This window comes from Clostridiales bacterium (assembly GCA_025757645.1).
Taxonomy (GTDB): Bacteria; Bacillota; Clostridia; order Oscillospirales; family Oscillospiraceae; genus CAG-103.
The window spans coordinates 33,618-55,567 of sequence record CP107216.1 but is presented as its reverse complement, the minus strand read 5'-3'; the positions used below and the strand labels follow the sequence as shown (position 1 = coordinate 55,567).

Sequence of the window (21,950 nt, the reverse complement as noted above, 5' to 3'; positions counted from 1 at the left end):
GATAAAGGAAACGAAATTATGACGCCAATCATCCGGGCGGATCATCTCCGGCACGTCTACAGCGCCGGAACGCCTTTTGAAAAAGTCGCCATCGACGATATTGATCTCGCCATCCCCGCCGGGCAGTTCGTGGGCATCATCGGCCACACGGGCTCCGGCAAGAGCACGTTCATCCAGCACCTCAACGGTCTGCTCGCGCCCACGTCCGGCACCGTGCTCTTCGACGGGGAGGACATCCACCGCAGCAAGGCCGCCACGCGCGACGTGCGCTTTCAGGTCGGCCTCGTCTTTCAGTATCCCGAGCACCAGCTCTTTGAGGAGACGGTGTATCAGGACATCGCCTTCGGCCCGAAAAACGCCAAACTCTCCACGGAGGAGGTCGATGCCCGCGTGTGCGAGGCCGCGCGCTTTGCCGGTGTGGACGAGTCGCTCTTCGAGCGCTCGCCGCTCGAGCTCTCCGGCGGGCAGAAGCGCCGCATCGCCATCGCCGGCGTGATCGCCATGCGCCCCCAGGTGCTCATCCTCGATGAGCCCACGGCCGGCCTTGACCCCGCGGGCTGCCGTGGCGTGCTCGAAAACATCGCCGCCTACCGGCGCGAGACCGGCTCGGCCGTCCTGCTCGTCACGCACAGCATGGACGACGCCGCGCGCATCGCCGACCGGCTCATCGTTTTTCACGCCGGGCACGTCGCTTTCGACGGCGCGCCGGCGGAGGTCTTTGCCCACACGCAGGAGCTGCTGGATATCGGCCTTGACGTGCCGCAGAGTGCGCGCATCGCGCAGGCGCTGCGCGACCGGGGCGTTGCGCTCCCGCCGTCGATCTATACGCTCGAGCAGCTTACGGACGCGCTGCTCGCCGTCGGGAAGGAGGCGGGCGTATGCTGAAGGACGTCACCCTCGGCCAGTTTTTCCCCGGCAGCAGTATCGTGCACCGGCTCGACCCGCGCTGCAAGTTCCTGCTGACCATCGTCTATATCGCGGCGCTGTTCACGGCCCAAAGCTACGTGTCCTACGCCGTCATGCTCATCGTCACGGGCGTGTGCATCGCGCTCTCGCGCATCCCGCTGAAAGTTATCCTCCGCGGGCTCAAGCCGCTGTGGATCATCATCGCGCTCACGGCCGTGCTCAATATCTTCTTCACGCCCGGGCGCGAGCTCGTGTCCTTCTGGAAGATCACCATCACCTATGAGGGCCTCGTGCGCGCCGTGTTCATGGTCCTGCGCATCACGATGCTCATCGCTGGCACGTTCCTGCTGACGTATACCACGTCGCCCATCGCGCTCACCGATGCGATGGAGATCCTCTTCGGCCCGCTCAAAAAGCTCAAAGTGCCCGTGCACGAGATGAGCATGATGATGTCCATGGCCCTGCGCTTCATCCCCACGCTCATCGAGGAGACCGACAAGATCATGTCCGCGCAGAAAGCGCGCGGCGCCGATTTTGAGACCGGCAACCTCTTTCAGCGCGCCCGGGCGCTGCTGCCGCTGCTCGTGCCGCTGTTCGTGTCGGCATTCCGCCGCGCGGACGAGCTGGCCGTGGCCATGGAGTGCCGCTGCTATCACGGCGACGAGGGCCGCACGCGCATGAAGCAGCTCACCTGGTGCACGCGCGACACGCTTGCCATGGTCTGGAGCGCACTCGTGCTTGCCGGGGTCATCGTGCTGGCGAGGTTCGGCCTGTGAGGCGCAACATCGCCCTGCGCCTGCAGTATGACGGCACGGCCTATCACGGCTGGCAGGTGCAGAAGACGGACGTCACCGTCGCCGAGACCCTCGAGCGCGCGCTCACGAAGGTCTGCGGCGAGCCGATCAAGGTCGTCGGCTGCGGCCGCACGGACGCGGGCGTGCACGCTAAGCGCTACTGCGCCAATTTCCGCACCGACTGCACGATCCCGATCGACCGCGTGCCCCTCGCGGTCAATGCCCGCCTCCCGGCGGACATTGCCGTGGTCGATGCCGTTGCCGCGCCGGAGGACTTCAATGCCATCGGCTCGTGCATCCAGAAAGAATACGTCTATCAGATCTACAATTCCCGCATCCGCGATGCGTTTTTGGAGCACCGCGTCTGCTTTTATCCGCAGCCGCTGGATTTTGCGCGCCTCGCGCGCGCCGGCCGCGCCTTTGAGGGCACGCACGACTTTGCCGCCGTGCGCTCCGTCGGCATCGAGACGCGCACGACCGTGCGCACGGTGCACTGGTGCCGTGCCGAGCGCGACGGCCCGCTCATCTCCATCGCCGTCTGCGCCGACGGCTTCCTGTATAATATGGTGCGTGCCATCGTCGGCACCATGGTCTATGCGTCCTACGGCAAGATCGAGCCGGAGGCCATCCCGGCGCTGCTGGCCACGCGCGACCGGCGGCTCACAGGGCCGACCATGCCCCCGCAGGGGCTGTATCTCAACCGCGTGTGGTACGACGGCGCCGTCGGCGATATGATGAATCAGGCCTGACACCACATCCGCCCGGCGGATAGGGGAGGAATGTCCATGAACGACCACCCAAAACACAATCCCAGGCTGCGGCAGACCGTCATCGTGGCGGTGTGCGTGCTGGCCGTGCTGCTGTTTTTGTATCTGCTGCTGCGCGACCGGCCCGGCTCGGCGAGCGACTATCTGGACGACAGCGCGCCCTACACGTTCGACTCCAGCGCCAGCCGCACCTTCCGCACGGTGGACAGCCGCCTTGCGGTCGTGTCCTCGAGCGGCCTGCAGCTGCTCGATGAAAACGGCAAGACCGTCCTGCACGAGATCTTCACGCTCTCGCAGCCGGGCATCTCCGTCGGCGGCGAGCGCGTGTGCGCCTATGACATCGGCGGCACGACGCTGTGCGTGGCGGACTTCAAGGGCAATAAGACCGATATCGAGCCCGCCGGCGAGATCATCAGCGCCGACCTGAGCGACAGCGGCTATCTCGCCGTCTGCTCGGACGCCGCGGGCTATAAGGGCGCCGTCACGGTGTATGACACCTCCGGCAAGGCCGTCTATGTCTGGTATTCCGGCACGGGCTACCTTGTGCGCGCCGCCGTGAGCCCGGACGGGAAGTATCTCGCCGCGCTCTGCCTGCAGGATTCCGGCAGTGTCGTGCACACGTTCGCGCTCACGAGCGAAGACGAGCGCGGCAGCGCCGCGTGCGCCGACGAGCTCTTTGCCGACCTCTTCTGGCGCGGCGGCAAGGTCTGCTGCGTGTCGCAGACGCGCCTGGCCTTCTTTGACGATAACGCAAAGCTCACCGCCGAGTACCCCTTTGGCGACCTGTATCTGTATGACTACGCCGCCGAGGGCGACGGCTTTGTCACCCTCGCGCTCAGCCGCTACCGCTCCGGCAGCGCCGAGCAGCTCGTCACGGTCAATGCCTCCGGCAGCGAACTCGGTAAGTGCGAGACCACCGGCGCCGTCACGAGCCTGTCGGTTAACGGCAAGCAGGTGCTCGTGCAGTACAGCGACCGGCTCACGCTCTATAACCAGCAGCTCGATGAGATCAAGTCCGTCGAGCAGAACCTGCTCGGCGTCCGCCGCTCGGTGCTGCTGCGCCGGGGCGCGGCGCTGCTCCTGAGCGGCTCGAGCGCCGAGGTGCTCGCCTTCTGACCCCCGCAGTCTAGAGAGAAAGAACAGGGATACACCCATGAAGATCGTATTGACAGTGGTGCTTGCCGCCATTTTTCTGGCCGCCGTCTGGAGCGGCTACCGCCGCGGGCTGATCCTCAGTGCCGCGCAGCTTGCCGCCATCGTCGTCGCGCTCTACGGCGCGGCGCTGCTCGCGGGCCTGTTTTCCGACCGGCTCCTGCCGGTGGCGGAGCCGTTTGCCGGCGGGTACTTTGAGGGCCAGCTCGACGTGGTCGCCACGGAGCTGCCGGATAACGACGCCGGCCTCTCGGGCGAGGACTGGGTCGCCGCGCATCCCGACACCGCGCAGGAATACGCCGAGCAGTGCTTTGCCGCCGCCGGCGTCACCGGCCGGCCGGCGCGGCGCATGGCCAGCGCCGCGCTCGCCATGCGCGACGAGCAGGACATCACGCTGCGCGCCGCCATGACGCAGGTCTACTGCGCGCGGCTGTGCTACGTGCTCGTCACGTCCGTCGGCTTTTTGCTCATTTTGCTCATTCTGGCCGCGATCGGCAACCTGCCGAACCTGGCCTTTCAGCTCCCGAACCGGGAGAAACTCAACGACATTGGCGGCGCCGCCTTCGGCGCGGTCAACGGCGTGTGCTTCGGCATCCTGCTGTGCTGGGCATTGCAGTTTGCCGGGCCCGTCATCGGCCGCGACACCCTCGCGCACACCGCCCTGGCAAAAGCGCTGCAGGCCATCGACGTGCTCACGCTCGGCGTGGGCGTGTGACCGGCGCGTACGGAATCTATCGAACAGGAGAACCAGTCTATGCAGCCTACACTCTGCTCCCGCTGCAAGAAAAACGTAGCGGTGATCTTTATCACACGAATCGAAAACGGAGAGTCCCACAATGAGGGCCTGTGCCTGCGCTGCGCGCGCGAGCTGCACATCAAGCCCGTCGATGAGATGATGGAAAAGCTCGGCATCTCGGACGCCGATCTCGACAATCTCACCGGCGACGTGGCGGAAATGCTCGGCAGCATGGGCATGCTCGGCGGCGACGGTGCGGCCGATGCGGATGCCGACGCTTCCGATGCCGACACCGACGAGGATGACGGCAAGACCGCGACCTTCCCGTTTCTCAACCGCCTCTTCAACCAGAACCCGCCCCCGGCACAGGACGCTGCCGCCGCCGCGTCCGAGCCGCCGCACGCCGACGGCAGCGCGGCCGATAAGCGCGGCGCTGCCCCGCGCAAGCTCAAGTTCCTGAATAATTACTGCATCGACCTCACGCAGCGCGCGCGCGACGGCAAGCTCGACGCCATGGTCGGCCGCGCCGAGGAGCTCGAGCGCGTCATCCAGATCCTCAACCGCCGCCAGAAGAATAACCCCTGCCTCATCGGTGAGCCCGGCGTCGGCAAGACGGCCATCGCCGAGGGCCTCGCCCAGCGCATCGCGGAGGGCAACGTGCCCTATAAGCTGCGCGACAAGCAGGTCTACCTGCTCGACCTCACGGCGCTCGTGGCGGGCACGCAGTTTCGCGGCCAGTTCGAGAGCCGCATGAAGGGCCTCATCGAGGAGATCCGCCGCGTCGGCAACATCATCCTCGTCATCGACGAGGTGCACAACATCGTCGGCGCGGGCGACGCCGAGGGCAGCATGAACGCTGCCAACATCCTCAAGCCGGCGCTCTCGCGCGGCGAGATCCAGGTCATCGGCGCGACGACGTTCGCCGAGTACCGCAAGCACATTGAAAAAGACGCGGCCCTCGAGCGCCGCTTCCAGCCCGTCACGGTGGCCGAGCCGAGCATCGACGACAGCGTCGAGATCCTCAAGGGCGTGCGCCGCTATTACGAGGACTTCCACGGCGTCGTCATCCCGGACGACATGTGCCGTCTGGCCGTCGTGCTCAGCGAGCGCTATATCACCGACCGCTTCCTGCCCGACAAGGCCATCGACCTCATCGACGAGGCCTGCTCGGACGTGAACCTGAAAAACCCCGACCTCATCCGCGCGGACGAGGTCGAAAAGGAGATCGGCGACTACGCGCGCGAGCGCGAGCTGCTTGCCTCCGCGCCGCCGAAGACCGGCGACGAGTATGACGAGCAGGAGCTCGACCGCCGCTACGAGCGCATCGCCGAGCTGCGCAGCCGCGAGATGCAGCTGCAGACCGAGCTCGACGCCCTGCGCGCCAAGGGCCGCCCGGAGCTCACGGCGGATAACCTCGCGCGCATCATCGAGCTCTGGACGAAGATCCCGGCCGCGAGCATCCGCGCCGATGAGTTCGAGCAGCTCGCCGGTCTCGGCGACCGGCTGCGCGCGCACATCGTCGGCCAGGATCAGGCCATCGACACCGTCTGCGCCGCCATCCGGCGCAACCGCGTCGGCCTGCAGGCCAAGCGCAAGCCCGTGAGCTTTCTGTTCGTCGGTGGCACCGGCGTCGGCAAGACGGAGCTGGTCAAGCGCCTCGCCGACGAGCTCTTCCACGCGCCCGAGTCGCTCATCCGGCTGGATATGTCGGAGTATATGGAGAAGTTTTCCGTCTCGCGCATGATCGGCTCGCCCCCGGGCTACGTCGGCTATGACGAGGCCGGCCAGCTCACGGAGAAGATCCGCCGCCGCCCGTACTCCGTCGTCCTCTTCGACGAGATCGAAAAGGCGCACCCGGACGTCATGAACCTGCTGCTGCAGATCCTCGACGACGGCCGCATCACGGACGCGCAGGGCCGCACCGTGAATTTTGAAAACACGGTCATCATCATGACCACGAACGCCGGCAGCAACACGCGCACCGGCGCGCTCGGCTTCGGCCTGAGCACGGACGATCAGAGCCGCGAGCGCGCGCAGCGCGCCCTCAATGAGTTCCTGCGTCCGGAGTTTCTCAACCGCATCGACGAGATCGTCTACTTTAACCACCTCACGGAGGAAAACTTCCGCGCCATCGCCGCCCTCATGCTCGACGAAGTGCGCGCTGCCATGGCCGAGCGCGGCATGACCCTGCACTGGACGCCCGCCGTCATCGACTACCTCGTCCGTAAGGGCTACAGCGAGACCTACGGCGCGCGCAACCTGCGCCGCACCATCCAGCGCGACGTGGAGGACGCCATCGCTTCCGCCATCGTCGCCCGGCGCAAGGCCGCCGGAGACATCGGCATCGACGCGCAGGACGATCACATCACCGTCACCATCAACGACAGGGAGGTCAACGCATGAACCGTTTGGAAATTATTCAGGGCGACATCACGAAGTCGGATGTCGACGCCATCGTCAACGCCGCCAACTGCTCGCTGCTCGGCGGCGGCGGGGTGGACGGGGCCATCCACATGGCCGCCGGCACCGGCCTGCTCAACGAGTGCCGCGGCCTCAACGGCTGCCGCACCGGCGAGGCGAAGATCACCCGCGGCTACCGCCTGCCGGCGCGCCACGTTATCCACACGCCCGGCCCGCGCTGGCGCGACGGGCAGCACGGCGAGCCCGAGCTGCTGGCCAGCTGCTACCGCAACTGCCTGCGCCTTGCGAGCGAGAACGGCTGCCATACGGTCGATTTCCCGTCCATCAGCACGGGTATCTACCATTTCCCGCTGCCTCAGGCGGCGCAGATCGCCGTGCGCGAGATCACGGCCTACCTCGCCGACCATCCCGAGATCACGCGCGTGCGCATGGTCTGCTTTGACAGCCGCACCCGCGCCGCATACGCCGCCGCGCTGGCCGCGCAGGAATGCGCCGGCTGACGCTCACCGTCACGCCGGAGCAGGCAGGCCGCACGGTCAGGAGCCTGCTCCGGCGTGAACTGCGCATGGCCGACGGGGCGATCGCCCGCGTCAAGACCGTGCCGGACGGCATCTGCCTCAACGGCGCGCACGCCCGCACCGTCGACCGCGTCGCGGCGGGGGACACCCTCACCGTGCGCATCGACGACAAGCGCTCCGGCGGCCGCTTCACGCCCGTGGCCGTGCCGCTGGACATTTTGTATGAAGACGCCGACCTGCTCGCGCTCAATAAGCCCGCCGGCATGGCCGTGCACGGCGGATACGACCGCGGCGACCCCACGGTCGCCAACGCGCTGGCCGCCTATCTCGGCCCGGACGCCGTTTTTCACCCCGTCAACCGGCTCGACCGCGGCACGTCCGGCGTCATGCTCGTCGCCCGCAGCGGCTATGTGCACGACCGGCTGCGCCGCGTGCTGCACACCGACGGCTTCCGGCGCACGTATCTCGCCGTTGCCTGCGGCGTTGGCCTGCCGGTAAGCGGCACGATCGACCTGCCCATCGCCCGCGCGGACGACGGCACGACCCGCCGCGCCATATTACCGGACGGCCAGCCGTCCGTCACGGACTACACCGTGCTCGCCGAGCGGGACGGGTACACGCTCCTGCGTGTCACGCCGCGCACCGGCCGCACGCACCAGATCCGCGTCCACTTCGCCGCGCTCGGCCATCCGCTGCTCGGCGATGCACTCTACGGCGGCGATGCGTCCCTGCTCGCGCGCCCCGCGCTGCATTCGGCCGCGGCCGATCTTACGCAGCCCGTCACTGGGCAGCTCCTGCACATCACCGCGCCGGTCCCGGACGACCTGCGCGTGTTTGGTTTTGAGAGGTACTTATGAAGAAACGCTCCATCACGATCCTGTATAATTCGCCCGTCATCCTCACGTTCGCGCTGCTGAGCCTGCTCGCGCTCGGCCTCGGCAAGCTCACCAACGGCTGGACGACGCAGAACCTCTTTTGCGTCTACCGCTCGCCGCTGACGGACTGGCTGACCTATCCGCGCTTTTTCCTGCACGTGCTCGGCCACCCGGATTTTGCTGCCTACTGCAGCAACATCGTCATGCTGCTCGTCGTCGGCCCGACGGCGGAGGAGCGCTTCGGCGGCAAGCGCATCCTGCTCGCCATCGCGCTCACGGCGCTCGTCACGGGGCTGGTGCTGTGGTTCTTCTTCCCGAACAGCGCGCTCATGGGCGCGTCCGGCGTCGTGTTCATGCTCATCGTGCTCGCGTCGTTCGCCGGCATGCGCACCGGCACGATCCCGCTCACGCTCATCCTTGTGCTCATCCTCTACCTCGGCAGCGAGATCTTTCAGGCCGTCACCGGCACGGCCGGCCTCGCCCAGCTCACGCACATCGCAGGCGGCGTGCTCGGCATGATCTTCGGCTTCACGTGGAGCCGCGGAAAGCGTGGCGCGCGATGACTGTTCTCGTCAGTGCCTGCCTGCTCGGCGTCGCCTGCCGGTATGACGGCGCGTCCAAGGGCCTTCCTGACAGCGTTTTGCGCGAACTGATGGCCCGGCATACACTCGTGCCCGCCTGCCCGGAGCAGCTCGGCGGTCTGCCGACGCCGCGCGCCCCGTCCGAGCGGCTGGGCAGCCGCGTCGTTGCGCGCACCGGCGCCGACGTCACGGACGCCTACACCCGCGGCGCGCAGCAGACGCTCGCCCTCGCGCAGCGCTTCGGCTGCACGGCCGCCCTGCTCAAGCAGCGCAGCCCCTCGTGCGGCAAAGGGGAGATCTACGACGGCACGTTCACCGGCACACGTGTGCCCGGCGACGGCGTCACCGCGGCGCTTTTGTCCGCGCACGGCATCCGTGTCTACGGGGAGGACGACGTTGCGGAGCTGCTGAGTCTGTAATTATGTAAACTGAATTATGTAAACTTGCAGCGTGCTGTCCGGCGCGCTGCTTTTTGTATGTCATAAAAACTTAAAAAAGTTGAAATCGCCGGGAAATATGTTGAAAAATCACCGCCGTCCGGTATAATGAGATTATCGCACACCCCACAGGAAAACAGGGAGGAGAAAACCATGCGCAAACGCCTTTTGTCTCTGCTGCTCGTGCTTGCGTGCGTGCTGACGCTGGCCGTCGTGCCGGTCGTCGCCGCAGAGCCTGACCCCGTGCAGCCCACCGCCTCCGTAACGGAGCCGACGCCCACGACCGATCCCGAACCCAGCCCGGAACCAAGCTCTGAGCCTTCGCCCGAGCCGACGCCCGAGCCCTCGCCCGAGCCTTCGCCCGTACCGACGCCATCCGGCCCGTGGTATCAGGCGGCGCTGGATTTTGCCTGCGATCACCGTATCCTGCTCGGCGATCCCAGCGGCAACATGATGCCGAATGACAACGCCACGCGCGCCCAGATGGCCGCCATGCTCGTGCGTGTCTTTGGCTGCACGGCGGGCAAGGACATTGCGCATTTTACCGATGTCAGCACCACCGCCTGGTACTATTCGGAGCTGAGCACCGCCGCGCAGATGAACATCTTCAACGGCTACGGTGACGGCACGATGGGGCCGAACCGCAGTATCACGCGCCAGGAGGCGATGGTCGTCATCGCCCGCGCCTTCGCCGTGCCCGACGGTACGGCCGCCGACATTCAGGCGTTTCGGGACGCTTCGTCCGTCGGCAGCTGGGCGGTCGCCAAGGTGGGCGGCCTGGTCAAGGCCGGCATTGTCAACGGCGATAACGGCAGCCTGTACCCCACGGCCAGCATCACCCGCGCTGAGATCGCGCAGATGCTCTATAACCTCGGCCTGCAGTTTTGCTCCGATGCCGCTGCGCTCCCGGCCTCCGGCCGCGTCATTTATAACGGCGCCGCGCCCCTGACGGCGGACGCCTTCACCGGCACGCTCTACCTTGGCGGCCCTGCCGGGCGTGACCTCGGCGGCATGAACATCACCGGCACGCTCGTCGTGCGTACCGACCCGAACGGCACCGTTACCGTCGGCGGCACGGTCGACACGCTCACCGTCGCGGCTGAGGACACGACGGTCGCAGGCACCGGCCATGCCGGCCTTGTGCGCCTGCTCGCGCGCGGCTGCACCGTCACGCTCGCTGCCGACAAGACCGCTTCGGAGTATGACCCCATGCTCCGCGGCGTCGGCAAGGTCGTGACCGACCCCGTGCCCGCGCTCTCTCCGGAATGCCGAGCCGTCGACCTGTACGTGACCTACCGTTACTTCCCGTCGGAATATCAGACCACACCGGGCGAGGCGACCCTCATCTGGTATGTGGACGGCGTGCAGCAGCCCACGCGCCACTACACGCTCGACGGCAAGTCCATCACGCCGGGCTTCCACGTGGAAGAGTCCGTCTGGAAGCGCGACATGCCTTCCCGGCACACGGTCGAGATCCTCTTCCTGTGCGGCACGGACGTGATCCGCACCACGTTCGTCGTCCCGGTCAACAACTATACGGACGCGGAGTATGCGCAGCTCCAGCGCGCGCAGTATCCGTACAAGCTCGAGGTCGTGCGCAACCAGTGCACGGTGCTCGTGTACGGTCTCGATAAGAGCGGCAATTACTCCATCCTCCATCACGCCTTCGTCTGCGGCCCCGGCCGGACCACGCCGATCGGCACGTTCCGCACGCCGTTCAAGGCAGCCTGGCATCCGCTGCAGGGCTGCTGGGGGCAGTACTGCACGCAGATCACAGGAAACTATCTCTTCCACTCCTCGCCGTACAACAGCCCGAATAAAAACGACCTGTCCTACCGGCTGTATAACCAGCTCGGCACGGTCTGCTCGCACGGCTGCGTGCGCCTGACGGTGGCGGACGCCAAGTGGATCTACGACAACTGCCCGCTCGGCACCACGGTGTCGATCTACAACGCCTCGTCTCTCCCCGTGCCGAAGCCGTCCGCCCCGTGGCTGGACATCTCCAGCCCGAACCGCGGCTGGGACCCGACGGACCCCGACCCGGCCAACCCCTGGAACAAGTAAGCCGTACAAAAACGCATCCCCCAGAGCGTCTGCTCCGGGGGATGTTTTCATGCTTTCGGCGGCCTATTCTGGCATCTTTCAGGCCACCGGCCTGCTCGACACGGCCAGGGCGGGCATCGCGCGCATGAGCCGGCGCATCACCCCCTTCGGCGCCCTGCTCTGCACGGCTGTCGCCGCGTCCATGATCGCCTGCAACCAGACGCTTTCCATCCTGCTCACGCACCAACTGTGCACGGACGTGCCCGGCGGCGCGCCATCGCCTGACTTGAAAACTGCGCCGAATGTGGTACAATAGATACATTCTGTACGAAATTCGGGAAGGAGGGCGTACCATGGAGCGGACGGAGCTTCCGATCGCGGTGTTTGATTCCGGCCTCGGCGGCATCAGTGTCCTGCGCGCGCTCGTGCAGCGCCTGCCGGGGGAGGACTTTCTCTATTTCGGCGACTCGGCCAACGCCCCCTACGGCGTGCGCCCGGTCGCGGAGGTCCGCCGCCTGACGCAGGATGTCATCGGCCGGCTGTATGACCGCGGCATCAAGGCCGCCGTCATCGCCTGCAACACGGCCACGAGCGCGGCCATTGGCCCGCTGCGCGCCGCCTTTCCGGACATCCCCGTCATCGGCATCGAGCCGGCGCTCAAGCCCGCCGTGGCGCACCACCGGCGCGTGCTCGTGCTGGCCACGCCGCTGACGCTGCGGGAGGAGAAGTTCGTCGCGCTCATGCACCAGTGCGCCGGCTGCGCCGGCTGCGCCGAGATCGTGCCGCTGCCGTGCCCGGAGCTGGTGGAGTTCGTCGAGCGGGGCGAGCTCGATTCCCCCGCGCTCACGGCCTACCTCGCGCGGCAGCTCGGCCCGTATGCCGGCCGCGTGGATGCGGCCGTGCTCGGCTGCACGCACTTCCCGTTCGCCCGCCGGGCCATCCGCGCCGCCCTCGGCGGCAATGTTACGCTCTACGACGGCAGCGACGGCACCGCCCGCGAAACGCTGCGCCAACTCGTGCGCCGCGGCTGGGTCCGCGGCGGCAGCCACGGCGCCGTCACGCTGGAAAACAGCCTCCCGTCCGAGCTGCCGCTCAGCCGCCGGCTGCTCGCCCTGCCCCGGGAGGACTGACGGCCTATGCAGATCGAACGCATTCCCTTTCCACCCATCGGTTCCAATATGTACGTCGTCACGCAGGGGCGCGACGCGATCGTCCTCGACCCCTGGCCGGACGAGGCGACCATGCAGCGCCTGCAGGGGTATCACGCGCTGATCGTGCTCACGCATGAGCACATCGACCACATCTCCGGCCTCGGCCGGATGCAGCGCGCGCTCTCGGCGCGCACCCTCTGGCAGGAAAACTGCACCCCCTGGCTGCGCAACCCCGGCAACACGACGCCTGTGCTGCTCGCGGCGCTGAGCGTGTCGCGCGGGGCGGAGGCACGTGACTTTCTGCGCGGCCTGCACCTCAAGACCGAGACGTATGCCCCGGACATGACCTTCGGCGATCACATCGCGCTCGACTGGGGCGCGCTGCACCTCGAGGGCTACGCCACGCCCGGCCATTCGCGCGGCAGCGCGTGCTACCGCATCGGGCCGGACGCCTTTTTCAGCGGCGACTCGCTCGTGCCGGGCTTTGCCGTCATTACGCGCCTGCGCGGGGGCGACGCCGCCGTGCTCATGGACAGGACCGTGCCGTTTCTGCGCGCGCTGCCGCCCGCGCTCACGCTCTATCCCGGCCACGGCCGCTGCGGCATGTCGCTCGGCGAGGGGCTCGGGAGCATGGACTGGTGAGCGGCGCGACGGCCGCATCCGCCGGGGCGCGGATCGCCGCGAAAAGGCTTGACACACGTGTAAAATTATGCCAGACTAATCGCAGCAGTTTAGGGTAAAAGTTTTTTTGTGGGATTTTTTTGCGATGGCCTCCGGTACTCCTCCGGGGGCCATCTCCTTTTAAAAAAACCGCGCCGCCGCGAGAAAAATGCTTGACACGCGCGGGCGCATCTGGTATTCTATTATAGCGCTCCAAAGACAGCAGGTGGCTTGACCGCGGAAATCCTGCCGAGGATGCATCCATTATGATGTTTCTTTTTCTGTTTCCGGGGCTTTGGCCGCGGAAATTTTTTTGGGCGTGTATCTTTCACACGGAGGTGAAATCACACTATGCCGAACGCAAAAGTTCTCAGCGAGAAGCAGGCGATCGTCGCTGCTCTGGCCGAGCGGCTCAAGGGCGCCAGCGCCGGCGTGTTCGTCGATTACAAGGGCATCACCGTCGATGAAGACACCAAGCTGCGCACCGAGCTGCGTCAGAATGACGTGGAGTATTCCGTCGTCAAAAACACCCTGACCCGCTTTGCGCTCAAGGACGTTGGTCTCGAGGCAATGAGTGATCTGCTCAATGGTACGACTTCGCTCGCAACCAGCACGGCCGATCCGATCGTCCCGATCCGCATGATCCACGACATGAGCGAAAAGATGGCGAAGGACGAGAAGTTCATCGTCAAGGGCGCGTTCCTCGAGGGCAAGGTCCTCAGTGACGCTGAGATCGCGGAGATCGCGCAGCTCCAGAACAAGGATGCGCTGTACTCCAAGGTCCTGGGCACGATGCTGGCCCCCATCACGGGTCTGGCCGTCTGCCTGAACCAGGTCGTCGAGCAGATGGGCGGCGCCGCCGCACCTGCCGAGGCCGAAGCTCCCGCCGCCGAATAAGGCGACCACTTCACTTAACTATTTAGGAGGAAAATTACCATGGCTAGCGAAAAAGTCACTGCTATGATCGAAGAGATCAAGGCTATGTCCGTCCTCGAGCTGTCCGAGCTCGTGCACGAGATCGAAGATGTGTTCGGCGTTTCCGCCGCCGCTGCTGTTGCCGCCGCTCCGGTGGCCGGCGCTGCTGCTGCCGCCGAGGAGAAGACCGAGTTTGACGTCGTTCTGACCGGCTTCGGCGATCAGAAGATCAAGGTCATCAAGGCCGTCCGTGAGATCACCAACCTGGGCCTGGCGGAAGCCAAGGCGAAGGTCGAGGGCGTCCCCTGCGCCATCAAGGAGCAGGTCTCCAAGGACGAGGCCGAGGAGCTCAAGAAGAAGCTCGAGGAAGTCGGCGCTTCTGTCGAACTCAAGTAATCGACCCTTACACAGTCAAAAACCTCCGTGCCGCTCGGCACGGAGGTTTTTTGCGTATGGCGGAAAACCATAAAGGTTTTCCGCCAAAAGGCTTGCAGTCTGCTGCGCACAAAGTCCACACTTGCAGCCTGAAAAGTATTTTCTCTCACGCACATGTCGTGAGAGAAAATGATTGCACTTTTTTGCCGCCTGCGGGAGGCCACCTCTGCGAGGCTTTTTTGACTCGCTGAAACCCCTCCGTTCCACCCGGTGCGGAGGGCCTTGCGCTTTCATTCGCACTGCCACTGGTATCGCCGCAGGTCCACGTGCTGCGCGTCGCGCAGGGTCACGCCCTCGCGCGCGAGCAGCGCCGCCTGCGCGTCCCAGCCGGGCACGAGCCGCCCGCTGTGATCCACCACGCGGTGGCACGGATAGTCGCCGTAGCGCTCGGCCTGGCTGAGCACGCGGCCGACCAGCCGCGCGTTTTTCGGCCGGCCGATCAGCCGCGCGATCTGCCCGTAGGTCGCAACGTTTCCCTCCGGGATCTCGCCCACGGCGGAGAGGATCTCATAGATCAGCCGTTCGTCTGTCGCCGCTGCCATCGCGCAGCCTCCTTTCCATATGGGCATCCGCCCAAAAACCGGACCGGCCGGCAGCAAACACGCTGCCGGCCGGTTTGTGCCGGATCCGCTGCGCTTATGCGCCGAAGCTGACGCTCTTGGCAGCCTCCACGAAGCTCGGCTCGTAGGTGTCAAAATCGTCCTTCGCGCTCGCAAACTGCACGAGCCAGAAGCCGTCGTCCGCCTGATACATCACGGCGAGGTAGCGGTACTCGACGTCCTTATCCTCGTTGTAGAAGTCATAGAGGATCGTCGGGCAGCCGTTGATGTCGTCGCCCGCGACGGGGTTGCGGCTGCTGTTGTTCTGCATGACGAGCGCGGCGTACTGCTCGAGCGTCACGTCGTTGAGTCCGGCGGCGGCGAACTGATCGTTCGTCTCGTGCAGGGCGAACACGGCGGCCGTTTTGGCGGCGTAGCACACGGTGTAGCCGTCCATGGACTGCTTGCTGAAGTCGCTCGTGAGCGTGATCGTCATGCCCTCGTCGGAGAAGGTCTTGGCCGCGGCGTCAAACGGGTTGGTGCTGCCGCAGCCGGCGAGCACGGCCACAAGCAGCAGCGTGCAGACAATGGCGGTAAAGGTACGTTTCATGTTGGTGGGTCTCCTTTTCTTTCTCTTGAAATATGACAGCGGCTCATTCGGCCGGTGTGTCCGTTTTCGGCTGGTACTGATACGGCTTCGGATCCGGTTCGGCGTAGCCGGTGGCGATGTCGAACTGTTTGATGAGCTGCGAGATGCCGAGCTTCGTCACCATCAGCTCGTCATAGGCCAGGTCGTCCGTGAAGCCGTTCTCGCGGCACTCCTCGAGCCCTTCCTTCACGTCCTCAAGCTCGGACACGCACTGCTCGTACAGATCCTCGAGCTTGCCGAGCGCCGTGGCGGTGTTGTCGCCGCTGCCCTCGACGGGGCACGCGCTCTCGAACCGGCGGCCGATGCGCACGATCGCGGCGTAGCCCGCCTGCAGCATCATGAGCGTGAGCGCGCCGGCCTGCCCGGCGGCCTCGCTCTGCTTCATGCCGGTCATCATATCCGACACGTCCTGCAGCCACTGTTTGTGCACGCCCTTGAGCTGGTCAAGGCGCTCGGTGAGCTGGGCCTCGGAGTGACGGTTGGCGGAGTAGCCGCCCTTTTTCAGTTTGCGGGTCAGACGTTCCATAGTATTTGCATCCTCCAAATGTGAATTTCGGTCAATCGTCCACGTCGAGCGCCTCAAGGCCCTTGGCGGGGATGGGGCGGCTGTCGCCGTGGCGCACAAAGAGCATCGTCACGAACGCGCCGGCCACGAAGATGGCGGCGTAGGGGAAGAGCACGGTCATGCCGAGCTTGTCCATCAGGAAACCGGAGAACATCGGCGTGACGACCTGTGCGGCCATGCTGGCCGTGTAGTAAAAGCCGGTGTAGCGGCCGACGTCGCTGCCGGAGCACATCTCCACGACCATCGGGAACGAGTTGACGTTGATGGTGGCCCAGCCGATGCCGGCGAGGCAGAACATGGCGTTCATGAGCATCGTGGGGCTCTCGGCGTTGAGAAAGGCGGCCACGCCGAACGCGACGGCCAGCATCACGACGCCGCCGAGGATGGTCTTCTTGCGGCCGATCTTGGACGCGACGATGCCGACGGGCAGGTACGCCACGATGGCGGCGGCCTGCGCGAGCATGAGCGTGAGGTTGTAGTCCTTGTGCAGGATGTTGCTCGCGTAGACGGAGTATTTCGACGTCACGGCGTTGTAGCCGAAGAACCACAGCACGATCGACAGCAGCAGGAAGATGAGCGACCGGCGCTCGGCCTTGCCGAGCTTGCCAGACCCTGCGGGCGCGTCGTCACTGTCGCCGTTATCGATGCCGAAGCGCTTGCTGTCGGCCTGCATCTCGGTCACGAACTTCGGCTCGTTGACCGTCAGGCGGAAGATCAGCAGCGCCACCAGCATGATGCCCGCGATCACGGCGAAGTACGCCGTGTAGCTCATGAGCGAGTTGCGCACGGAGCTCGTGGCGAAGGCCATGCCGATGGCCAGCACGAGGATACCGCCGGCAGTGCCCATGAGGTTGATGACGGCATTCGCCTTACTGCGCAGCGGTTTGATGGTAACATCGGGCATGAGCGCGACGGCGGGGGAGCGGAACGTGGCCATGGCCAAGAGCACGACGAGCAGCAGCGCGATAAAGCCGATGAGCGCGCCGGGGTGCTGCACGGTCGTCTGGTGGGCATAGGCCTGGCGCGCGGGCACGACATAGTTCGTGTAGTCGTGGTTCGTCACGGTCTTGCCCTCGGCGTTTGTGACCTGACTTGTGATGGCGGCAAATTCGTCCTCGGTGAACGTGTCCTCGAGCACGAACGTCTCGCCGTCGGGGGTCTTGAGCGTGCGGTCGGCCTCCTGCTGGTACACGACGCGCAGCGCGGCGGGATCGTCGATGGCGGCGGCCGCGTCGATGTTTTTCAGCTGCGCATCGTCGACGAGCGACAGGCTGATGAACGCGATGGCCGCGACGATCGTGCCGAAGACGATGAACGGCGTGCGGCGGCCGCGCCTGCCGGTGTGCTTGTCGGAGATCGCGCCGAACAGCGGCAGCAGAAACAGCGCCAGAATGTTGTCGAGCGCCATGATGACGCCGGACCACGCCTGCGACATGCCGAACTTGTTCGTCAGGATCAGCGGGATGGTGTTGTCATACGCCTGCCAGAAGGCGCAGATCAGGAAAAAGGCAAAGCCAACGCAGATGGTGCGCTTGTAGTTGAGCTTCACAGGGTTACCTCCATCAGTCTCTATCGGATTTGTCTCATTCTACAATACCTTGCCCGGCAATTCAACAGGCATTTGACGAAAAGCAGAAATTGTTGTTTAATAAGGACAAAGCAAACCGGCGGTCCGCGCCGCCGAAAGGAGGACTCGTTATGAATTGGAAAACTGCCTGCAAGATCGTCGCACCGGCCGCCGCCTGCGCGGGTGCGTTTGCGTTTCTCGTCGCGCCGGGCCGCGCCACGCGCGCGCAGAAAGCCCCGTTTTTGTACCGCAATTATGCGCACCGCGGCCTGCACACCGAGGACGGCACCGTGCCGGAAAACTCGCTCCCGGCCTTCCGCGCCGCGGCCGAGGCGGGCTACGCCGTCGAGATGGACGTGCACCTGACGGCGGACGACCAGCTCGTCGTGTTCCACGACGATACGCTCGAGCGCATGTGCGGCGTGCCGGGCGTCATTGATGATTTCACGCTCGCCGAGCTGCGCGCGCTGCGCCTCGGCGATACCGACTGCGTCATCCCGACCTTTGCCGAGGCGCTCACCGCCCTCGGCGGCCGCGTGCCGCTGCTGCTCGAGGTCAAGCGCGGGCACAATAACCGCCGCCTGTGCGCGCTGACGCTCGCCGCCCTGCGTACTTACGGCGGGCCGTACTGCGTCGAGAGCTTTGACCCCACGATCGTCGCGTGGTTCCGGCGCAACGCGCCCGATATCCTGCGCGGCCAGCTCAGCCAGCCGCCGAAGGACTACGGCAAGGCGCTCAATAAGCCCGCGGCCGCCATCGTCGGAAACGTGCTCACGAACGTGATCGCCCGCCCGCAGTTCATCGCCTACAAGATCGGGCCGAAGCCGCTGAGCGTGCGCCTGTGTGAGGCCATGGGCGCCGCGCGCGCCGGCTGGACGAGCCGCGCCTGGACGCACGAGCGCGATTATGACATCGTCATCTTCGAGCACTATCGCCCCGGCGCATGGTTCCGCGCCGATATCTGAGCCGTGGGGGAGCCCGAGGGGGCAAGGCCCGCCTCGGATGAGATCTTTGCATCGCCGTCAGGCGGATGAGGTGGAAGCGTTTTGGTTTCCGCCAGTACCTCATGTATCACGTTTACACACGATGAAAAAGCAACAGCAGCCACACCGGCGTTCGCCGGCGTGGCTGCTGTTGTTTGCTTGTGCTTGCACGTCCGCGGCGGATGCAGACCCGGACGCTGCAAAGTGGAAGAGAGAACACAAACGAGGGATTCGCAACATCATTTGCAAAAACGATGTTTACTGAACACATCCTAACATTTGTGTCCGAATATGTCAAGCGATTTTCAAACGTTTTTTGAATTTTTTTACGCCGTTGCGCCGCCGCGCAGGATCTGCGCCAGCTCTGCCACGTCGCGCAGGACGTATTTCGGCTGCACGTCGGACGCTTTGAGGATCGCCTCGTCCGTCTCGCCGGACATGACGAGCACGCTCTGCGCGCCCGCATTCACGGCCACGGCGATGTCGGTGTAGATCCGGTCGCCCACGCAGCAGATCTGCGCGTTCGGCACGCCGGTCTGCGCCGAGATGACGTCGACCATGTTGCGGTTCGGCTTGCCGATGTAGGTCGGCTGCACGCCGGAGGCAGCGGTCAGCAGCGCGCAGATGCTCCCGCAGTCGGGCAGCACCTCGCCGGCCGGCATGGGGCAGACCCAGTCGGGGTTGGCGGCGATGAAGGTCGCGCCGCGGCGCAGGAAGTGCACGGCCTTGTCGAGCTTTTCGTACACGAGCTCGGTGTCGAACCCGGCCACGACGATCTCCGCGCCGTCGTCCACGAGCGGGATGCCGTAGCTGAGCAGCTCGCGGCGGAACGCCTGCGTGCCGACGAGGTACACGGGTTTGCCCGCATAGTGCTGGTTGAGGTACAGCGCCGTCGCCATGCCGGAGGTGAACACGTTCTCAGCCTCGCACGGGAAGCCCAGACGCCGCAGGCGCGTGATGTAGTCCGTGCCCGCGCGCGAGGAGTTGTTGGTCAGGTAAATGTACTGCCGTCCGGTATCGGCCAGCGTGTGGATGAAGTCGACCGCGCCGGGGAACACATCGTCCCCGAGGTAGAGCGTGCCGTCCATGTCCAGCAGGAACAGGCGCGCATCGAGCAGGTCTTTCAGATCGTTCATGGGAGCCACCTCACAGAATCTTATTTTTTTCTTAACACCCTATTATACCATGAAAAACGGGCAGCACAATCCCAATTATTCTGGCGGCAGGTGTTGAAAAAAACGGCCGATGTGCTATAATATTAAAATCTGTACCGTGGGCCGCTGTTGCATGCAGGCCGGTGCGGATCTGAAGGTGTAATAAAATTTTTGGAGGCATAGATATGGCAAAGAAACAATTCAAGGCCGAGTCGAAAAAACTGCTCGACATGATGATCAACTCGATCTACACGCACAAGGAGATCTTCCTGCGCGAGATCATCTCGAACGCCTCGGACGCGATCGACAAGCTCTGCTACCAGTCGCTCACGGATGAAAACGTGGGCATGGCGCGCAGCGATTTCAAGATCCGCGTCACCCCGGATAAGGACGCGCGCACGATCACGGTGTCGGATAACGGCATCGGCATGACGAAGGAGGAGCTCGACAGCAACCTCGGCGTCATCGCGCGCAGCGGCTCGCTGAAGTTCAAGGACGGCCTCGGCGAGAACGCGCAGGAGGACGCCGCCATCGACATCATCGGTCAGTTCGGCGTCGGCTTCTATTCCGCGTTCATGGTCGCCGACAAGGTCACGGTCGTCACCCGCGCCTACGGCAGCGACACGGCCTACCAGTGGGTCAGCACCGGCGCGGACGGCTACACCATCACCGAGACCGAGAAGGACACCGTCGGCACGGACGTCATCATGCACATCAAAGAAGACGAGTCCGGCGAGAAGTACTCCACCTATCTCGAAAACTGGAAGCTCATGATGCTCATCCGCAAGTATTCCGACTATGTCCGCTGGCCGATCGTCATGGACGTCGAGCAGAGCGACTGGGTCGACACCGGCGAGAAGGACGAAAAGGGCGAGCCGAAGATGGAGATGGTCACGAAGACCGAGGAGCAGACCATCAACAGCATGGTCCCCATCTGGCAGCGCAGCCGCAAGGAAGCGACGGATGAGGAGTGCATCGCGTTTTATAAGGACAAGTTCCACGACAAGGACGACCCGCTGGCCGTCATCCGCGTCAACGCCGAGGGCCTGATCTCCTACCGCGCGCTGCTGTTCATCCCGGCCAAGGCTCCGGCGAACATGTTCACCCGTGAATCCGACCCCGGTCTCGAGCTCTACAGCTCCGGCGTCATGATCATGGACAAGTGCACCGACCTCCTGCCGCCGTGCTATGCGTTTGCCCGCGGCGTGGTCGATTCGCCCGACCTGTCGCTGAACATCTCGCGTGAGATGCTCCAGCACGACCGCCAGCTCAAGCTCATCGCCACGAACCTCGGCAAGAAGATCAAGTCCGAGCTGACGAAGCTCATGTCCAACGACCGTGAGAAGTACGAGCAGTTCCACGCCGCCTTCGGCATGATGCTGCGTGCCGGCGCCGTCACCGAGACGGGCGACAAGGTCGACGAGATCAAGGACCTGCTGCTTTACCACACGAGCGAGACGAAGCTCGTCTCTCTCAAGGAATATGTCGACGCCATGCCCGCCGAGCAGACGAAGATCTACTTCGCCTGCGGCGAGAACGTCAAGCGTCTGCTCAGCCTGCCGCAGGCAGAGCAGCTGCATGAAAAGGGCTACGATGTCCTGTGCATGACCTCGCAGATCGACGAGTACTTTGTCGACACCATGAAGACCTACGCCGACAAGCCGTTTTGCAACATTGCGACCGACGACCTCGGCCTCGAGACCGAGGAAGAGAAGAAGGAGACCGAGGCCAAGCAGGCCGAGGACAAGGATCTGCTCGACTTCGTCAAGGAGACGCTCGGCGACCAGGTCGCGTCCGTGCGCCTGTCGAATAAGCTCGTGTCCAGCGCCGTGTGCCTGAGCACGGAGGGTGGCGTCACGCTCGAGATGGAGCGTTATTTCAAGAGCATGCCCGGCGCGCCGACCGATATCCGCGCCATCCGTGTGCTCGAGCTCAACGCCAACCACCACGCCTATCAGGCCATGAAGGAAGCGTTCGACGCCGGCGACAAGGACAAGGCCGCCCGCGTCGCCAAGATCCTGCACGCGCAGGCGCTGCTCATCGCGGGCGAGCCGCTTGAGGATCCGGCCGCGTATTCCGAGCTCGTCTGCACGCTCATCTGA

23 protein-coding genes and 1 other annotated feature are annotated in these 21,950 nt (G+C 64.9%); of the genes, 18 read left to right on the top strand and 5 right to left on the bottom strand.

All coding sequences use genetic code 11. The features are described 5' to 3' along the window. The first annotated feature begins 18 nt into the window (after positions 1 to 18). From OGM61_00305 to rplL, 16 genes are all read left to right on the top strand, one after another. Positions 19 to 885: an energy-coupling factor transporter ATPase gene (locus OGM61_00305; GenBank protein ID UYI84545.1), complete on the top strand. Its 867-nt coding sequence runs from the start codon at positions 19 to 21 to the stop codon at positions 883 to 885. Continuing rightward, entirely contained in the window at positions 879 to 1,682 is an 804-nt protein-coding gene (locus tag OGM61_00300; protein ID UYI84544.1) for an energy-coupling factor transporter transmembrane protein EcfT, read from the top strand. Before OGM61_00305 ends, OGM61_00300 begins: the two co-directional genes overlap by 7 nt. Beyond that, entirely contained in the window at positions 1,679 to 2,449 is a 771-nt protein-coding gene (gene truA / locus OGM61_00295; protein UYI84543.1) for a tRNA pseudouridine(38-40) synthase TruA, read from the top strand. Before OGM61_00300 ends, truA begins: the two co-directional genes overlap by 4 nt. 36 nt (positions 2,450 to 2,485) lie before the next feature. After that, the gene (locus OGM61_00290; protein UYI84542.1) at positions 2,486 to 3,583 is read left to right on the top strand and encodes a DUF5711 family protein; all 1,098 of its coding nucleotides are present in this window, start codon (positions 2,486 to 2,488) and stop codon (positions 3,581 to 3,583) included. A gap of 37 nt (positions 3,584 to 3,620) precedes the next feature. Beyond that, positions 3,621 to 4,334, top strand: coding sequence for a CvpA family protein (locus tag OGM61_00285; GenBank protein ID UYI84541.1), 714 nt, complete (start codon positions 3,621 to 3,623; stop codon positions 4,332 to 4,334). 39 nt (positions 4,335 to 4,373) lie between these two features. Beyond that, the gene (locus OGM61_00280; GenBank protein UYI84540.1) at positions 4,374 to 6,758 is read left to right on the top strand and encodes an ATP-dependent Clp protease ATP-binding subunit; all 2,385 of its coding nucleotides are present in this window, start codon (positions 4,374 to 4,376) and stop codon (positions 6,756 to 6,758) included. Beyond that, positions 6,755 to 7,276 (top strand): O-acetyl-ADP-ribose deacetylase, encoded by a 522-nt coding sequence (locus OGM61_00275; protein ID UYI84539.1) that lies wholly within the window; start codon positions 6,755 to 6,757, stop codon positions 7,274 to 7,276. The genes OGM61_00280 and OGM61_00275 overlap by 4 nt, the downstream gene beginning before the upstream one ends. Then, positions 7,264 to 8,151, top strand: coding sequence for an RluA family pseudouridine synthase (locus OGM61_00270; protein ID UYI84538.1), 888 nt, complete (start codon positions 7,264 to 7,266; stop codon positions 8,149 to 8,151). Before OGM61_00275 ends, OGM61_00270 begins: the two co-directional genes overlap by 13 nt. After that, positions 8,148 to 8,732, top strand: coding sequence for a rhomboid family intramembrane serine protease (locus OGM61_00265; protein UYI84537.1), 585 nt, complete (start codon positions 8,148 to 8,150; stop codon positions 8,730 to 8,732). Before OGM61_00270 ends, OGM61_00265 begins: the two co-directional genes overlap by 4 nt. Beyond that, positions 8,729 to 9,169: a DUF523 domain-containing protein gene (locus OGM61_00260; protein UYI84536.1), complete on the top strand. Its 441-nt coding sequence runs from the start codon at positions 8,729 to 8,731 to the stop codon at positions 9,167 to 9,169. The genes OGM61_00265 and OGM61_00260 overlap by 4 nt, the downstream gene beginning before the upstream one ends. Positions 9,170 to 9,340: 171 nt before the next feature. Next, positions 9,341 to 11,251, top strand: coding sequence for an S-layer homology domain-containing protein (locus tag OGM61_00255; GenBank protein ID UYI84535.1), 1,911 nt, complete (start codon positions 9,341 to 9,343; stop codon positions 11,249 to 11,251). A 49-nt stretch (positions 11,252 to 11,300) separates the two neighbouring features. Next, a complete protein-coding gene (locus OGM61_00250; protein ID UYI84534.1) occupies positions 11,301 to 11,546 on the top strand; it encodes a hypothetical protein in 246 nt (81 codons plus the stop codon). Between the two features lie 37 nt (positions 11,547 to 11,583). Further along, the gene (gene murI, locus OGM61_00245) at positions 11,584 to 12,360 is read left to right on the top strand and encodes a glutamate racemase (GenBank protein ID UYI84533.1); all 777 of its coding nucleotides are present in this window, start codon (positions 11,584 to 11,586) and stop codon (positions 12,358 to 12,360) included. A 6-nt stretch (positions 12,361 to 12,366) separates the two neighbouring features. Then, positions 12,367 to 13,023: an MBL fold metallo-hydrolase gene (locus OGM61_00240; GenBank protein ID UYI84532.1), complete on the top strand. Its 657-nt coding sequence runs from the start codon at positions 12,367 to 12,369 to the stop codon at positions 13,021 to 13,023. 213 nt (positions 13,024 to 13,236) lie between these two features. Next, positions 13,237 to 13,364 (top strand) — a sequence feature (ribosomal protein L10 leader region). 28 nt (positions 13,365 to 13,392) lie between these two features. Continuing rightward, on the top strand, positions 13,393 to 13,938 hold the full coding sequence (gene rplJ / locus OGM61_00235; protein ID UYI84531.1) for a 50S ribosomal protein L10: 546 nt from the start codon (positions 13,393 to 13,395) through the stop codon (positions 13,936 to 13,938). A 39-nt stretch (positions 13,939 to 13,977) separates the two neighbouring features. Further along, positions 13,978 to 14,352, top strand: a complete 375-nt coding sequence (gene rplL / locus OGM61_00230) for a 50S ribosomal protein L7/L12 (protein UYI84530.1) — start codon at positions 13,978 to 13,980, stop codon at positions 14,350 to 14,352. A 269-nt stretch (positions 14,353 to 14,621) separates the two neighbouring features. On the opposite strand, the gene OGM61_00225 is transcribed toward rplL, so the two are convergent. From OGM61_00225 to OGM61_00210, 4 genes are all read right to left on the bottom strand, one after another. Next, positions 14,622 to 14,933 (bottom strand): MGMT family protein, encoded by a 312-nt coding sequence (locus tag OGM61_00225; GenBank protein ID UYI84529.1) that lies wholly within the window; start codon positions 14,931 to 14,933, stop codon positions 14,622 to 14,624. 94 nt (positions 14,934 to 15,027) lie between these two features. Then, the gene (locus OGM61_00220) at positions 15,028 to 15,540 is read right to left on the bottom strand and encodes a hypothetical protein (GenBank protein ID UYI84528.1); all 513 of its coding nucleotides are present in this window, start codon (positions 15,538 to 15,540) and stop codon (positions 15,028 to 15,030) included. A gap of 43 nt (positions 15,541 to 15,583) precedes the next feature. Beyond that, entirely contained in the window at positions 15,584 to 16,105 is a 522-nt protein-coding gene (locus OGM61_00215) for a hypothetical protein (GenBank protein UYI84527.1), read from the bottom strand. A gap of 31 nt (positions 16,106 to 16,136) precedes the next feature. Beyond that, positions 16,137 to 17,693, bottom strand: a complete 1,557-nt coding sequence (locus OGM61_00210) for an MFS transporter (GenBank protein UYI84526.1) — start codon at positions 17,691 to 17,693, stop codon at positions 16,137 to 16,139. A gap of 149 nt (positions 17,694 to 17,842) precedes the next feature. Between OGM61_00210 and OGM61_00205 the strand changes: the two genes are divergently transcribed. Then, the gene (locus tag OGM61_00205) at positions 17,843 to 18,676 is read left to right on the top strand and encodes a glycerophosphodiester phosphodiesterase family protein (GenBank protein ID UYI84525.1); all 834 of its coding nucleotides are present in this window, start codon (positions 17,843 to 17,845) and stop codon (positions 18,674 to 18,676) included. Positions 18,677 to 19,020: 344 nt separating this feature from the next. Here OGM61_00205 and OGM61_00200 read toward each other — a convergent pair whose 3' ends face one another. Then, the gene (locus OGM61_00200; protein ID UYI84524.1) at positions 19,021 to 19,830 is read right to left on the bottom strand and encodes an HAD-IIA family hydrolase; all 810 of its coding nucleotides are present in this window, start codon (positions 19,828 to 19,830) and stop codon (positions 19,021 to 19,023) included. 203 nt (positions 19,831 to 20,033) lie between these two features. Between OGM61_00200 and htpG the strand changes: the two genes are divergently transcribed. After that, complete coding sequence (htpG, locus tag OGM61_00195) at positions 20,034 to 21,950, top strand: molecular chaperone HtpG (GenBank protein ID UYI84523.1); 1,917 nt, start codon at positions 20,034 to 20,036, stop codon at positions 21,948 to 21,950.

Bases quoted from the DNA above. Each gene is read 5' to 3' on its own strand.
- OGM61_00305 (UYI84545.1), top strand. From the start codon at position 19: ATGACGCCAATCATCCGGGCGGATCATCTCCGGCACGTCTACAGCGCC.
- OGM61_00300 (UYI84544.1), top strand. From the start codon at position 879: ATGCTGAAGGACGTCACCCTCGGCCAGTTTTTCCCCGGCAGCAGTATC.
- OGM61_00290 (UYI84542.1), top strand. From the start codon at position 2,486: ATGAACGACCACCCAAAACACAATCCCAGGCTGCGGCAGACCGTCATC.
- OGM61_00285 (UYI84541.1), top strand. From the start codon at position 3,621: ATGAAGATCGTATTGACAGTGGTGCTTGCCGCCATTTTTCTGGCCGCC.
- OGM61_00280 (UYI84540.1), top strand. From the start codon at position 4,374: ATGCAGCCTACACTCTGCTCCCGCTGCAAGAAAAACGTAGCGGTGATC.
- OGM61_00275 (UYI84539.1), top strand. From the start codon at position 6,755: ATGAACCGTTTGGAAATTATTCAGGGCGACATCACGAAGTCGGATGTC.
- OGM61_00270 (UYI84538.1), top strand. From the start codon at position 7,264: ATGCGCCGGCTGACGCTCACCGTCACGCCGGAGCAGGCAGGCCGCACG.
- OGM61_00265 (UYI84537.1), top strand. From the start codon at position 8,148: ATGAAGAAACGCTCCATCACGATCCTGTATAATTCGCCCGTCATCCTC.
- OGM61_00260 (UYI84536.1), top strand. From the start codon at position 8,729: ATGACTGTTCTCGTCAGTGCCTGCCTGCTCGGCGTCGCCTGCCGGTAT.
- OGM61_00255 (UYI84535.1), top strand. From the start codon at position 9,341: ATGCGCAAACGCCTTTTGTCTCTGCTGCTCGTGCTTGCGTGCGTGCTG.
- OGM61_00250 (UYI84534.1), top strand. From the start codon at position 11,301: ATGCTTTCGGCGGCCTATTCTGGCATCTTTCAGGCCACCGGCCTGCTC.
- murI (UYI84533.1), top strand. From the start codon at position 11,584: ATGGAGCGGACGGAGCTTCCGATCGCGGTGTTTGATTCCGGCCTCGGC.
- OGM61_00240 (UYI84532.1), top strand. From the start codon at position 12,367: ATGCAGATCGAACGCATTCCCTTTCCACCCATCGGTTCCAATATGTAC.
- rplJ (UYI84531.1), top strand. From the start codon at position 13,393: ATGCCGAACGCAAAAGTTCTCAGCGAGAAGCAGGCGATCGTCGCTGCT.
- rplL (UYI84530.1), top strand. From the start codon at position 13,978: ATGGCTAGCGAAAAAGTCACTGCTATGATCGAAGAGATCAAGGCTATG.
- OGM61_00225 (UYI84529.1), bottom strand. From the start codon at position 14,933: ATGGCAGCGGCGACAGACGAACGGCTGATCTATGAGATCCTCTCCGCC.
- OGM61_00220 (UYI84528.1), bottom strand. From the start codon at position 15,540: ATGAAACGTACCTTTACCGCCATTGTCTGCACGCTGCTGCTTGTGGCC.
- OGM61_00215 (UYI84527.1), bottom strand. From the start codon at position 16,105: ATGGAACGTCTGACCCGCAAACTGAAAAAGGGCGGCTACTCCGCCAAC.
- OGM61_00205 (UYI84525.1), top strand. From the start codon at position 17,843: ATGAATTGGAAAACTGCCTGCAAGATCGTCGCACCGGCCGCCGCCTGC.
- OGM61_00200 (UYI84524.1), bottom strand. From the start codon at position 19,830: ATGAACGATCTGAAAGACCTGCTCGATGCGCGCCTGTTCCTGCTGGAC.
- htpG (UYI84523.1), top strand. From the start codon at position 20,034: ATGGCAAAGAAACAATTCAAGGCCGAGTCGAAAAAACTGCTCGACATG.